Origin of the sequence: Rhizobium sp. R634, from assembly GCF_002211305.1 — a bacterium.
Classification (GTDB): domain Bacteria; phylum Pseudomonadota; class Alphaproteobacteria; order Rhizobiales; family Rhizobiaceae; genus Rhizobium.
Genome location: NZ_LOKW01000002.1, coordinates 282,789 through 294,973, shown reverse-complemented (window position 1 = coordinate 294,973; position 12,185 = coordinate 282,789). Strand labels below are relative to the sequence as shown.

The following is a 12,185-nucleotide window of genomic DNA, read 5'->3' as shown; positions in this document are numbered from 1 at the left end:
CCAAGCGACTATTCGGTCGTACGTGACGATGACGAAGATCCCAGGCTCATTCACGGTTGTAACCGGAGGGAGGGCGGGCGACTTCGTCACGCCTCTGGCCGGGTGGCCACCCGGCCAGAGGCGCAATCGCTTCCATCGCACAAAATCTCTAACGTGCAGATACAAGGGAGGGCGGTGATGGCCCACGTTACCACACAGCCACGCCAGCGTTTCGCCTACGTCACCCTCGTCACCAATGCCGACTACGCCATGGGCGCGACCGCGCTCGCCTATTCCTTGCGCCGAACCTGCACCAGCGCCGACATTGTCATCCTCCACACTGGCGGCGTCGATCAGACCGCCCTCGCGCCCCTCGAAACTCTCAGCTGCCGGCTCATCGAAGTCGAGCACCTGCCGCTCTCCGATGCTTTCAACGAGCGGCACGCCCGCGGCAATCTCCACTCCGCAGCCCCCTTCACCAAGGGCCGCAAGCCGGCATTCCATTCGCCGCTCGACAATTTCTGCAAGCTCAGGCTCTGGCAGCTCGTCGAATACGAGCGCTGCGTCTTCATCGATGCGGACGCTCTCGCGCTGAAGAACGTCGACAAGCTCTTTCTCTATCCGGAATTCTCAGCCGCTCCCAATGTCTACGAAAGCCTCGCCGACTTCCACCGGATGAACTCGGGCGTCTTCGTCGCCAAGCCCTCGCATGACACATTCCGGCACATGCTCGAGCGGCTCGACAGGCCGGACGCCTTCTGGAGGCGGACGGACCAGACGTTTCTGGAGACTTTCTTCCCGGATTGGCACGGCCTGCCGGTCTATTTCAACATGCTGCAATATGTATGGTTCACCATGCCCGGCCTTTGGGACTGGAAGAGCATTTCGATCTTGCATTACCAGTATGAAAAACCGTGGGAAAAGGATCATCCCAAGGCGGCGCGGCTACAACCTTTGATCGATTTGTGGCACCGTTTCCACGAGAACGGCGACGTACCTGAGATTGCGGCGCTGGCCAATCCGGAAGGGACGGCATGAAGGTTTTGGTATCGGGCGGAACGGGCCTCGTCGGCCGTTATGTCGTCGAGGAGCTGCTGGCCGCCGGATATCAGGTGATCGTCGGCGGGCGCCGTGCGCCCCATCCCCGCCTCTTCTCCCGCCCAGTCGAATTCGCAGCGCTGTCCCTCGATCCCGACAAGGATCAGATCGACATCTTCGATGACGCCTATTTCTTCGTCCACGCCGCCTTCAGCCATGTTCCCGGCAAATATCGCGGCGGCGAGGGCGACGATCCGAAAAGCTTTCAGAAACTGAACCTCGACGGCACCGTCCGGCTTTTCGAAGCCGCCAAACGCGCCGGTACGCGCCGCTGCGTCTTCCTCTCCAGCCGCGCCGCCTATGGCGACCATCCCCCGGGAACCGAGCTTGCCGAAGCGATGCTGACGGAGCCCGAGACGCTCTACGGCCGGGTGAAGCTCGATGCCGAACGGGCGCTCGCCCATCTCGCAGCCCCCGGTTTTGCCGGCGTCAGCCTGAGGGCGACCGGCGTCTATGGCGATCTCTTTCCGAACAAATGGGACGGTCTCATCGCCGATTACCTCGCCGGCCGGCCGGCCGCCGTACGCGCGGGAACCGAAGTTCACGGCCGCGACCTCGGGCGTGCGGTGCGGCTGATGCTGGAGATGGAAAGCAACCGCATCTCCGGCGAGGTCTTCAACGTCTCGGATATATCGGTCGATACCAACGATATCCTCTCGCCCATCCGCCGCAAGACGGGCTGTCGGCACGCCCTGCCTGCCCCTGCCGACAGGGCGATGCTGAACCCCATGAGCACGGCAAAAATCCGCGCGCTCGGCTGGGCGCCCGGCGGAACCGCTCTGTTCGAGGAGACGATGCAGCGGCTTGCCGCCGGTCTGCCGGAATCCTAAAGGCAGGTCCACGCAAGTCTGACGTTGCAGGATACGCCCGAATCGTCATCGGGGCCCGAACTGCCATTCGGGGGATTGTCCATGCAGGTCGCAACCACATCAGCTTCCGTCATCTTGGGCGGCACGGCTTCGGCAGCGGCAACATCCGCCACTGAAACCGAAGCCGATCAGGGCGTGTTGAAGCTGCAGCGCGCCACTGTGGCACTGCAGCAGATGCGCCAGACCCTGGCGAACTCGGAGGACGAAGCCAAGGCGAAGGCACAGCGCAAGCTCGACGAGGCAAAACAGCAGCTGGAAATGCTGAAGGGCTCCAACATGCCTCCCGAGGTCGTCGCTCGCCTCGCCGCCGAGCTGGCGCGCAAGGTCGGCACCGCTGCCTCCGAATTCGCGGCGGCGGTTGCAACCGGCAGCCCGGCCACGGCTGTTCCGGCGGATGCAGCTACAGATCCCGCGGCTGCGGCAACGAGCGGCGCCGACGCCGCCTTGACGGATACCACGGCGGAAACGGCCGCGCCGGAACCGACCGACGCTGCCGAGGCTCGCAAGGCCTATGAGAGCACCGTGGAGGACAGCCCGAAATTTTCAGGCATTTCGGCCGACGATCGCGAGTCGATGGAAGAGTTCAAGGAAATCGTCCACGAACTCAAGCAGCTCCTCGATAAGGCCATGCGCGACCTGCGCCAGCAGGACCGGCCGACAGGCGCCTATGCCTCTGCCGAGATGGCAGGCTTCACCTCCGGCGCTGCGGCGATACCGACGAGCATCGTCGTCTGACCGCAGCGGACGAGACGGAAAACCGGTGCGCTCCCGTCGCAGCCGGCATTGCATCACTCACCCAGCCGTTTATGCTCGGCGAACTTTCCCATATCCGGCAGATCCGATGACCGCTAGAGAATTGAAAGCGCAATTGCGCAACGAACGGCTGGCCGCGCGCGACGCCATCCCCGCCGAGGAACGCGTCTCCAAAAGCCTTGCCATGGCCGATCACGCCGGCGAGGCCGTCGCCTTCGCGCCGGGCACGATCATCTCCGGCTTCCTGCCGATCCGGTCGGAGGCCGATCTCAGGCCGCTGATGGCCCGCTTTGCGGCGCGCGGTGCGCGGCTCTGCGTACCGGCGATCCTCGACAAGCAGACCATCGCCTTTCGCGAATTGGCGGAGGGCGTGCCGCTGATCGAGACTGGCTTTGGCACGGTCGGCCCCGCCGCCGACGCCGCCGTTCTCGACCCGGAGATCATGCTGGTGCCGCTTTCGGCCTTCGATACACGCGGCCATCGTATCGGCTACGGCGCCGGCTATTACGACCGCGCCATCAGCCGGCTGAGAGAGAAAGGCCTGCATCCGAAGCTGATCGGCATTGCATTTGACTGCCAGGAAGTGGCACATGTGCCCGACGAGCCGCATGACATAAGCCTGGATGCCATCCTGACAGAAAGCGGCCTTCGCTTTTTTGCCTCTTGGATTGGATAGGGAATGCGGCTGCTTTTTCTGGGTGACATGGTCGGCAAGACGGGACGTACCGCGGTCTGGGACCGCCTCCCCGGCCTGATCTCCGATCTCAAGCTCGATTTCGTCGTCGTCAACGGCGAGAATGCCGCCGGCGGCTTCGGCATCACCGAGGACATCTTTCTGGAAACGATCAATGCCGGCGCCGACGTGGTGACCACGGGCAATCACGTCTGGGACCAGAAGGAAGCCGTCGCCTTTGCCGGGCGGCACGATCAGTTTTTGCGGCCGGCCAATTATCCGCAAGGCACGCCGGGCCGAGGCTCCGGGCTTTTCTACGCCAGGAACGGCGCGCGCGTGCTCGTCGCCAATGTCATGGGCCGGGTCTTCATGCATCCGGAACTCGACGACCCCTTCAAGTCGGCCGAGGTGATCCTCGACGCCTGCCCGCTGAAGGAGCAAGCCGATGCGATCGTCTTCGATTTCCATGCGGAAGCGACCAGCGAGAAGCAGTGCTTCGGCCATTTCGTCGATGGCCGCGCCAGTTTCGTCGTCGGCACCCACACGCATGTGCCGACGGCCGATGCGCAAATCCTGAACGGCGGCACCGCCTATATGTCGGATGCCGGCATGTGCGGCGACTACGACTCCTCCCTCGGCATGGACAAGGAGGAGCCGCTGAACCGCTTCATCTCCAAGATGCCGAAAGGCCGCATGGAAGCGGCGAGCGGCCCCGCGACGATCTGCGGCGTCGGCGTGGAGATTTCCGATGCCACGGGATTGGCCGAAAAGATCGCGCCGCTCCGGCTCGGGCCGCGGCTGGCCGAAACGGTGCCGGAATTCTGGCGGTAGGCGCCCGCTCCAACACGCAATTGTGAGCATCTCCAGTCTGGACCGCTGCGACCTCATGCCGCATCCTCCGGCCGCTAAATGAAAGCGCCGGAGGGGGTGGCATGAAGCCGCAATATCTTATCCTCGCTATCGCATGCCTTGCGGCCCTCGCCGCAAGCCCTTCAAGGGCGCAGGAGCAGCGCAAACCTGTCAGCCACTGCCAGGCGATCGCGCAGAACATTCCCAAGGTGACCTTCGCAACCTTCTCCGCCGCCCCACCCGCAACGCTGGCCGTCTCCGAGGGCGAGGACATCAAACTCACTTTTCTCGGCCACTCCACCTTCGAGATCGAGACGCCCGCGGGCATCATCATCGCCACGGACTACAATGGCTGGTATAGGCCGATGACGACGCCCGATGTGGTGACCATGAACAAGGCCCACACGACCCATTTCACGCTGACGCCTGATCCTGGGATCAAACATGTGCTGCATGGCTGGAGCGACGTTCCGGATGGGAAGGCCGATATCAGCCTCGTCGTCGGCGACGCCTATATCCGCAACGTCACGACCGATATCCGCTTCAGCTACGGCCTCGGCGGTTCGCAGCAGGACGGCAATTCCATTTTCATCTTCGAGGTTGCCGGTCTCTGCATCGGCCATCTCGGCCATCTGCATTATGAGCTGACGGACACGCATTATACGGAAATCGGCCGTCTCGATGTCGTCATGGTCCCGGTGGACGGCGGCCTCACCATGGGGGCCGACAGCATGAGCCGCGTCATCAAGCGGCTGCGTTCCTCGCTGATCCTGCCGATGCATCGCCGCGGCCCGCCGGTCAATGCCTTCGTCTCCATGTTCGGCAAGGATTTTGATATCGCCTATGCCCCGGACGACAGCATCACCGTTTCCATGCGCACGCTGCCGAAAAAGCCGCTGATTTATGTGATGAATGGCGTGCAATAAAAAGCCCGGCAGCTTGCGTGCCGGGCATTGTGTCAGGCAAATTGCAGGTGGCGCTTGACGCCGACATCGGGCATCTTGTCGTCATCGAGATTGGCCTTGGCGATTTCCCAGCCGAATTTGAGCGTGCTGCCGGTGGAAACCCAGATCTCGGCATCGTCGACATGCAGGGAAAGCATGGTGAGCTTCGGGTCCTTCTTGCCGCCATCATACCAGGCGGCCACGACAGAACTCCAGTATTCCTCGATTTTCGCCGGGTCGGGGCGCACTTCGATCATGCCGGCTAGGCAGGCGTGATAATCGTGATCCTTGCCGATGACGCAGAAATGCGCGCGGCTGCCGGGCTTGATGGCGCGGACGATATCGGCGTCGGTCTTGGTGAAGAACCAGATCGTATTGGTGGTCGGATCGGCATGCGGCGCCATCGGCTGCATGTGCATATCGAGCCCTGATATGCCGAGCATGCCGGCATGGACGCCGTTGACCTGATCCCAAAGCTGACGTGCCGGTTGTTCCCGCGCCTCGCTGAGACTTGCCATGACCGTTCCTTTCCATCGAATGAAGTTCGTTTGAAACGTCATCTTGTGGCCTTTGTTCCGAACTGCTTTTTCCTTGAACGCCTGCCGTTTCGCTCTTATAAGGCGGCCCATTCCGAACAATGAGACGTGAACAGGGGTGCCATGGCTGGCCATTCACAGTTTAAAAACATCATGCACCGCAAAGGCCGTCAGGATGCCGTGCGGTCGAAAATGTTCTCCAAGCTTGCGCGCGAAATCACCGTTGCCGCCAAGGCCGGCCTGCCCGACCCGACGATGAATGCCCGTCTCCGCCTGGCGATCCAGAACGCCAAGGCCCAGTCGATGCCGAAGGACAATATCGACCGCGCCATCAAGAAGGCAGCCGGCGCCGATGGCGAGAATTACGATGAAGTCCGCTACGAGGGCTACGGCCCCGGCGGCACGGCGATCATCGTCGAAGCCCTGACCGACAACCGCAACCGCACCGCCTCCAACGTCCGCTCGATCTTCACAAAGGCCGGCGGCGCCCTCGGCGAAACCGGTTCCGTGTCCTTCTCCTTCGACCATGTCGGTGAAATCACCTACAAGCTTTCCGCCGGCGACGCCGACAAGATGATGGAAGCCGCGATCGAAGCCGGCGCCGACGACGTCGAAACCGACGAGGAAGGCCATTACATCACCTGCGCCTTCGAAGCTCTCGGCGAAGTGTCGAAAGCCCTGGAAGCAAGCCTCGGCGAAGCCGAAACCGTCAAGGCCGTCTGGCGCGCCCAGAACAACGTGCCGGTGGACGAAGAAAAGGCCCAGTCGCTGATGAAGCTCATCGACAGCCTGGAAGACGATGACGACGTGCAGAACGTATATTCCAACTTCGAGGTTTCGGAAGAGGTTCTGGCCAAGCTTTCGGCCTGAGTTTCTCGGACGACCGTCAATGAAAAACCCGGCGCTGACGCCGGGTTTTCTGTTTCTGGGATGCTTCTAAGCGGCGGCCCGCAGGAAGTTGCGCAGCCCCGCGAACAGCTCCACCGATCTCAGCCGCGCCTCGATGTCATGGATCGGCATCGAGATGATCACCTCGTCGGCCTGGGTTTCGCGCAGAAACTCCGTCAGCTTCGCCTCCGCCGTCTTCGGCGCGCCCACCACGGCGTAACGCAGCGTGTGCTCGACGTTCATCTTCTCCATCGGCGACCAGAAGGCTTCCATATCGGCAACGGGGCGCGGGAACGGACCGCGGACATTGCGGCGCAAGTTGACGAACTGCTGCTCGGCGGAGGTGAAATGATACTGCGCCTCCTCGTCCGTTTCCGCCACAGCCCCCATGACGCCGACCATCACATAGGGCTTGTCGAGCGTTGCCGAAGGCTGGAAACGGTCGCGGTAGATCGCGATGGCGTCGAGCAGCATATCGGGCGCGAAATGCGAGGCGAAGGCATAGGGAAGCCCGAGCATGGCGGCAAGCTGGGCGCTGTAGAGGCTGGAGCCGAGCAGCCAGATCGGGATATGCGAGCCGTTGCCGGGAACCGCCAGGATCGCCTGGTTTTCGACCGGCGTGCCGAGCAGCTGCTGCAGCTCCACCACATCGTTCGGGAAACTGTTGGCGCCTGCCTCGAGATTGCGCCGCAGTGCCTGGGCCGTGCGCATATCAGTCCCCGGCGCGCGGCCGAGGCCGAGATCGATGCGGCCGGGAAAGAGCGCTTCCAGCGTGCCGAACTGCTCGGCGACGACGAGCGGCGAATGATTGGGCAGCATGATGCCGCCGGAACCGATGCGGATGTGTTTTGTCGCCGCCCCGACATGGCCGATGACGACAGCGGTGGCGGCACTGGCAATCCCCGGCATGCCGTGATGTTCGGCGAGCCAGAAGCGTTTGTAACCGAATTCCTCGGCCTTGCGCGCCATACGCGCCGAGCTCTCGAGCGACTGGCTGACGGTGCTGCCTTCGGCAACGGGGGAAAGGTCGAGTATGGAGAAGGGAACCATGGGAAACCTGCCGGGCGGTTGAGGGTGCCGTCTATGTAGGTTCGCGCGCACACCATTCCAAACCGTCCATGCAAACAAAAAAGGGCCGCGCGACGGCGGCCTCTTGTGTCGGTTCGGAGGCGACAACCTACCGGTGACGGCGCAGCACATGCACTTCGGCGCTCGGCTTGTGGTGGCCGGGCGGCAGCGTGAAGTTGCCGAGCTGGCGATCCATTTCGAGGGCCTCCGACGCCAGCCGGTGGATCGCCGCCGTCGTCTCCTCGACCATCGAAGCGTTCTGCTGCGTCATCGCGTCGAGCTCGGCAACGGCACTGTTGATCTCGCGCAGCGTATTGGCTTCTTCGCGGGTCGATTCCATGATCTCGTTGATCTTCCCGTTGATCGCCTCGACATGGCCGCCGATGCCCGTCAGCGCAGCACCCGCTTTTTCCACAAGCGACACGCCGCTTTCCACTTCATGCGTCGATTTCTGCAGCAGGCTGGAGATTTCCTTGGCCGCGCTCGACGAACGCTGGGCAAGCTCGCGCACTTCCATGGCGACGACGGCGAAGCCCTTGCCGGATTCACCGGCGCGCGCCGCCTCGACGCCGGCGTTCAGCGCCAGAAGATTGGTCTGGAAGGCGATATCGTCGATGACGGAGATGATTGTGTTGATCTGGCGCGACGAGGCCTGGATCGCCTCCATCGCCGCGATCGTCTCGCGCATGATCTGACCGGAGCCTGTCGTCTCCTTCTTGGCGTCGCGGGCGATGCGTTCGGCCTGTTCGGCCCGCTCGATCTGCCGGCGGACGGACTGGGTGATGGCGCTGATCGCATTCGCCGTCTCGGTGATCGAGCCGGCCTGGCGCTCGGTGCGCCCGGCAAGCTCGTCGGCGCTGGTGCGCATCTCCTCGGAGCCGGCGCGCACCGCCATCGAGTTGCCGCCGATCGCCGTCATGGTTTCGCTGAGCGTCGCAAGCGCCTCGTTGAAATTGACGCGCAGGCTTTCGAGTTCGTTCGGGAAGCGGGTATCGATCTGGTAGGCGAGATCGCCGTTCGCCAGATGGCGCAGGCCCTCGTCGAGCGCCTCGACCACCTGCTGCAGCGACTTCGCCTCTGCCTCGCGCTCGGCAAGGTTCTGCTGGCGGTCCTGCTCGGCCTGCAGGCGCGTCTCTTCGCTCGCCGCCTCGAGTTGACGACCTTCGATCAGCGACTGCCGGAAGCGGGCAAGCGCTTTCGCCATCGTGCCGATCTCGTCCTTGCGGTTCAGGCTGCCGATCTCGCTGTCGAGCTTGCCGTCGGCGACATCGCGGGTGATGCCGGCCAGCCGGGCGAGCGGCGAAAACAGGAAGTTGGTGACGAGCCCCGTTGCGACCGCCATGACGACGAGCACGCCAACGCCGATCATCGTCAGCAAGGCGGCAATCTCGATCGAGCCGGCATTGAGCTCGCTCAAGAGCACGCTCTCGACCACGAGGAAGCGGTCGCCGCGATAGTCGATGCCGCGGACATAGGCGCGGGCCGCACCATCTGCCCTGTCGAAATCAGCCACCGTCATCGCCGAACTGGCAAGCGCATCCTTGATGAAAGTGAAGGGTGTCACATCGAGCGTCGCAAGCCTGCCGCTCGCATCGAGGCCGACAGCGGATCCATCGGCGGAGACGATCGCCGCCCGCGCCGTGCTGCCCTGGATGATGCCCTTGGCAAGAATGCTGGTGACGATGTCCTCGCGCACCTTGAACAGGATGATACCCTTGGCAGCTCCGAGCTTGACGATCGGCACGGCATAGAAGATCGCCGATGTGCCGCTGGCGGCATCCACGCGCAGGCCCGAAAACCCTGTCGGCGCAGCATCGTCGGTCGCCTTGGCAGTATTCTCGATCGCCTTGGCGAAAGCGATGCCGGCGCCGGTCGTCTTCCAGGCGTCCGATTTCAGGTTTTCGGCGAAGTCATCTTCCTTCTTGTAGGAATAGAGGACGGAACCGTCGAGATCGGCGATCAGGAGATCGCTGAAGGCGGTATCCTCGAGGTCGCGGGCGACTTCGCTCTGCGTCTTCTCATGGTTCGAATAATAGAAGCCGCTCGGCCCTTCCGGCTTCATCAGCTTCTCGCGCTGGTCGGCCGGGTTGGGATTGTCGGTGATGAAAACCTTCTTCAGCTCGGCGCGGGCATTGCCCGAGGTCTTCTCGATCGTCTTCCAGCCGCTCTTCAGGCTGGTGATCGACATCTGCAGCGCCTCGATGCGCGCGATGGAAGTGGCCTGGTTCTCAAGCTGCGCCAGCTGGTCCTGCAACATGTCGCCACGGAAGATCAGCACGCTTTCCTTGGCCTTCAGCGCCTGCTCGTCGGAGATGCGGCTGCTGGCGAAATAGGCGAGCACATCGATCACCGCGATCGACAGCACGGTCATCAGGATGAATGTGGCAATGACCTTGAAGGACAGGGATTGAAATCTCTGAGCCATATACAACGAACCCTTCCGAACGGCGCCGCCAGCCTGGGCACGCGGTGCGTCCCTGCCGGCTGGCCTATCAACAGAACATCGGGAGCTTAATCTTTGCGGGATGAAGCTCCTCTCACATTCGATCAACTAGAATTCAGGCATCTCTTTTAATTCGCGGTAAATGGCGCGCCCTAAAACCATTGGTGTTTTTGTTTTGTTCACTTATCGATGGCACTTATTTCGCAGTCGCTATAGGTTGAACCATGCAAAATACGATTCGCATCATCGGCATCGATCCCGGCCTTCGCCGCACCGGCTGGGGAATCATAGATACATTGGGCAATTCGCTGAAGTTCGTGGCGTCAGGCACGGTGACATCAGACGGCGAGATGGACCTCGCCTCCCGCCTCTGCCAGCTGCATGACGGCCTTGCCGAGATCGTCCACGCTTACAAGCCGGATGAAGCTGCCGTCGAACAGACCTTCGTCAATAAGGACGCGGTGGCGACCCTGAAGCTCGGCCAGGCCCGCGGCATCGCCATGTTGGTGCCGGCCCGCGCCGGATTGCCGGTCTCCGAATATGCCCCGAACGCGGTGAAGAAGGCGGTCATCGGCGTCGGCCATGGCGAAAAACAGCAGATTCACATGATGTTGAAGATCCTGATGCCGAAGGTCGAATTCAAGGGCGATGACGCCGCCGACGCCTTGGCGATCGCCATTTGCCATGCCCACAATCGCGGCGGCACTAGGATGCGCCAGGCATTGGCCGGCTAATCTGTTCTTGACTTGTTCCAATTCAATGATAAGTAATACCTGAGAGGTATTACCATGCGTGTAACCGAAAAAGGTCAAGTGACCATTCCCAAGGACATCAGGGACCGTTTGAAGATCGGGCCAGGATCCGAAGTGGATTTCATTGCCGACGAAAGAGGTGCCCGTCTCGTCGTTCTATCCAGCCGCACGAAACCGTCGCAGGACGATTTTGAATCCTGGCTCGGCAGCATGAGCGGGACCCTCGACACCAGCGGCATGACCACCGATGAATTCATGGAATGGTTGAGGGGACCACGCGATGACCTCGGTCCTCGTTGATACGAATGTCTTCATCGATATCTTCGGTCCGGATAATCCCTTCAGGGAATGGTCCGCACGCGCCTTGAGCGCGTTGCGGCCGGATTCGCAATTCATCATGACGCCGGTCGTGTGGGCGGAACTGGCAAGCGTGAGCCCGCGCGAGGAAACTCTGGTCTTTCTCCTGTCGCGGTTAAATCTGGTCCGTGAGGCCCTGCCGTTCTCCGCCGCTTATCGAGCAGGCATGGCGCATGCGCAATACCGAAGAAGCGGCGGCCTGCGCGAGCGCACCCTACCGGATTTCTTCATCGGAGCGCATGCCCTCGTTCGATCGCACCGGCTCCTGACTCGCGATAGCGCGCGATACCGTTCCTACTTCCCTGATTTGGACATCATTTCCCCCGAAACGCACCCCTGAGAGACCGCGACCATGATCGGCAAGCTGAAAGGCACCATAGACGAGATCGGCGAAGACTATGTGCTCGTCGATGTGCACGGCGTCTGCTACGTCGCTTATTGCTCGGCCCGCACCCTGTCCAAGCTTGGCTCGGCCGGCGAAGCCTGTGTGCTCTTCATCGAGACCTATGTGCGCGAGGATCAGTTGAAGCTCTTCGGCTTCATGAGCGCCTTGGAGCGGGAATGGTTCAACTTGCTGCAGAGCGTCCAGGGCGTCGGCGCCAAGGTGGCGCTCGCCGTGCTCTCGACGCTGACGCCGGGCGAACTCGCCAATGCGATCGCCCTGCAGGACCGCGCCGCCGTCTCTCGCGCACCGGGCGTCGGCCCGAAAGTGGCGATGCGCCTCGTCACCGAACTGAAGAACCGGGCGCCGGCCTATGCCGGGGAAGCGATCAATATCGCCCTCAAGCAGGAACTCGGCGAAGGTGTCGCTGCCGCACCGGTTGCCGATGCGGTCTCCGCATTGACCAACCTCGGTTACAGCAGGGACCAAGCGGCAAATGCCGTTGCCGCGGCGATGAAGACGGCCGGCGAAGGAGCCGACAGCGCCAAGCTGATCCGGCTGGGTTTGAAGGAACTGGCCCGGTGACTTCCTTGA

At 62.3% G+C, this 12,185-nt stretch carries 14 protein-coding genes; 11 read left to right on the top strand and 3 right to left on the bottom strand.

Going from position 1 to position 12,185, the window contains the following annotated elements:
• Positions 1–177 precede the first annotated feature (177 nt).
• The 6 genes from ATY77_RS05640 to ATY77_RS05615 all read left to right on the top strand — a co-directional run bounded on the left by ATY77_RS05640 (position 178) and on the right by ATY77_RS05615 (position 5,147).
• Positions 178–1,017 (top strand): glycosyltransferase, encoded by an 840-nt coding sequence (locus ATY77_RS05640; RefSeq protein ID WP_088686473.1) that lies wholly within the window; start codon positions 178–180, stop codon positions 1,015–1,017.
• A complete protein-coding gene (locus ATY77_RS05635) occupies positions 1,014–1,907 on the top strand; it encodes an NAD(P)-dependent oxidoreductase (protein WP_088686472.1) in 894 nt (297 codons plus the stop codon). The genes ATY77_RS05640 and ATY77_RS05635 overlap by 4 nt, the downstream gene beginning before the upstream one ends.
• An 81-nt stretch (positions 1,908–1,988) precedes the next feature.
• Complete coding sequence (locus ATY77_RS05630; RefSeq protein WP_088686471.1) at positions 1,989–2,681, top strand: hypothetical protein; 693 nt, start codon at positions 1,989–1,991, stop codon at positions 2,679–2,681.
• A 106-nt stretch (positions 2,682–2,787) separates the two neighbouring features.
• Complete coding sequence (locus tag ATY77_RS05625) at positions 2,788–3,375, top strand: 5-formyltetrahydrofolate cyclo-ligase (protein ID WP_088686470.1); 588 nt, start codon at positions 2,788–2,790, stop codon at positions 3,373–3,375.
• A 3-nt stretch (positions 3,376–3,378) separates the two neighbouring features.
• Entirely contained in the window at positions 3,379–4,203 is an 825-nt protein-coding gene (locus ATY77_RS05620) for a YmdB family metallophosphoesterase (RefSeq protein WP_088686469.1), read from the top strand.
• 101 nt (positions 4,204–4,304) lie between these two features.
• Positions 4,305–5,147, top strand: coding sequence for an MBL fold metallo-hydrolase (locus ATY77_RS05615; protein ID WP_088686468.1), 843 nt, complete (start codon positions 4,305–4,307; stop codon positions 5,145–5,147).
• A gap of 32 nt (positions 5,148–5,179) precedes the next feature.
• On the opposite strand, the gene ATY77_RS05610 is transcribed toward ATY77_RS05615, so the two are convergent.
• Complete coding sequence (locus ATY77_RS05610; RefSeq protein ID WP_088686467.1) at positions 5,180–5,683, bottom strand: pyridoxamine 5'-phosphate oxidase family protein; 504 nt, start codon at positions 5,681–5,683, stop codon at positions 5,180–5,182.
• 141 nt (positions 5,684–5,824) lie between these two features.
• Here ATY77_RS05610 and ATY77_RS05605 point away from each other — a divergent pair, with 141 nt between their 5' ends.
• Positions 5,825–6,571, top strand: a complete 747-nt coding sequence (locus tag ATY77_RS05605) for a YebC/PmpR family DNA-binding transcriptional regulator (RefSeq protein WP_088686466.1) — start codon at positions 5,825–5,827, stop codon at positions 6,569–6,571.
• Positions 6,572–6,637: 66 nt separating this feature from the next.
• Here the strand turns inward: ATY77_RS05605 and ATY77_RS05600 are convergent, their stop codons facing one another.
• Complete coding sequence (locus ATY77_RS05600; RefSeq protein WP_088686465.1) at positions 6,638–7,639, bottom strand: LLM class flavin-dependent oxidoreductase; 1,002 nt, start codon at positions 7,637–7,639, stop codon at positions 6,638–6,640.
• Between the two features lie 127 nt (positions 7,640–7,766).
• The gene (locus ATY77_RS05595) at positions 7,767–10,082 is read right to left on the bottom strand and encodes a methyl-accepting chemotaxis protein (RefSeq protein ID WP_088686464.1); all 2,316 of its coding nucleotides are present in this window, start codon (positions 10,080–10,082) and stop codon (positions 7,767–7,769) included.
• Positions 10,083–10,324: 242 nt separating this feature from the next.
• Between ATY77_RS05595 and ruvC the strand changes: the two genes are divergently transcribed.
• From ruvC to ruvA, 4 genes are read left to right on the top strand one after another with little or no spacing between them, the layout of a single operon-like run.
• Positions 10,325–10,834: a crossover junction endodeoxyribonuclease RuvC gene (gene ruvC / locus ATY77_RS05590; protein ID WP_088686463.1), complete on the top strand. Its 510-nt coding sequence runs from the start codon at positions 10,325–10,327 to the stop codon at positions 10,832–10,834.
• A gap of 54 nt (positions 10,835–10,888) precedes the next feature.
• Positions 10,889–11,152, top strand: coding sequence for an AbrB/MazE/SpoVT family DNA-binding domain-containing protein (locus tag ATY77_RS05585; RefSeq protein ID WP_088686462.1), 264 nt, complete (start codon positions 10,889–10,891; stop codon positions 11,150–11,152).
• Positions 11,133–11,549 carry a type II toxin-antitoxin system VapC family toxin gene (locus ATY77_RS05580; RefSeq protein WP_088686461.1) on the top strand — a complete coding sequence of 139 codons (417 nt, stop codon included), beginning with the start codon at positions 11,133–11,135 and terminating at the stop codon, positions 11,547–11,549. Before ATY77_RS05585 ends, ATY77_RS05580 begins: the two co-directional genes overlap by 20 nt.
• A gap of 12 nt (positions 11,550–11,561) precedes the next feature.
• A complete protein-coding gene (ruvA, locus tag ATY77_RS05575) occupies positions 11,562–12,176 on the top strand; it encodes a Holliday junction branch migration protein RuvA (RefSeq protein ID WP_088677958.1) in 615 nt (204 codons plus the stop codon).
• Positions 12,177–12,185 lie beyond the last annotated feature (9 nt).

Bases quoted from the DNA above. Each gene is read 5' to 3' on its own strand.
- ATY77_RS05605 (WP_088686466.1), top strand. From the start codon at position 5,825: ATGGCTGGCCATTCACAGTTTAAAAACATCATGCACCGCAAAGGCCGT.
- ATY77_RS05585 (WP_088686462.1), top strand. From the start codon at position 10,889: ATGCGTGTAACCGAAAAAGGTCAAGTGACCATTCCCAAGGACATCAGG.
- ATY77_RS05620 (WP_088686469.1), top strand. From the start codon at position 3,379: ATGCGGCTGCTTTTTCTGGGTGACATGGTCGGCAAGACGGGACGTACC.
- ATY77_RS05625 (WP_088686470.1), top strand. From the start codon at position 2,788: ATGACCGCTAGAGAATTGAAAGCGCAATTGCGCAACGAACGGCTGGCC.
- ATY77_RS05600 (WP_088686465.1), bottom strand. From the start codon at position 7,639: ATGGTTCCCTTCTCCATACTCGACCTTTCCCCCGTTGCCGAAGGCAGC.
- ATY77_RS05615 (WP_088686468.1), top strand. From the start codon at position 4,305: ATGAAGCCGCAATATCTTATCCTCGCTATCGCATGCCTTGCGGCCCTC.
- ATY77_RS05640 (WP_088686473.1), top strand. From the start codon at position 178: ATGGCCCACGTTACCACACAGCCACGCCAGCGTTTCGCCTACGTCACC.
- ATY77_RS05595 (WP_088686464.1), bottom strand. From the start codon at position 10,082: ATGGCTCAGAGATTTCAATCCCTGTCCTTCAAGGTCATTGCCACATTC.
- ruvC (WP_088686463.1), top strand. From the start codon at position 10,325: ATGCAAAATACGATTCGCATCATCGGCATCGATCCCGGCCTTCGCCGC.
- ATY77_RS05580 (WP_088686461.1), top strand. From the start codon at position 11,133: ATGACCTCGGTCCTCGTTGATACGAATGTCTTCATCGATATCTTCGGT.
- ruvA (WP_088677958.1), top strand. From the start codon at position 11,562: ATGATCGGCAAGCTGAAAGGCACCATAGACGAGATCGGCGAAGACTAT.
- ATY77_RS05635 (WP_088686472.1), top strand. From the start codon at position 1,014: ATGAAGGTTTTGGTATCGGGCGGAACGGGCCTCGTCGGCCGTTATGTC.
- ATY77_RS05610 (WP_088686467.1), bottom strand. From the start codon at position 5,683: ATGGCAAGTCTCAGCGAGGCGCGGGAACAACCGGCACGTCAGCTTTGG.
- ATY77_RS05630 (WP_088686471.1), top strand. From the start codon at position 1,989: ATGCAGGTCGCAACCACATCAGCTTCCGTCATCTTGGGCGGCACGGCT.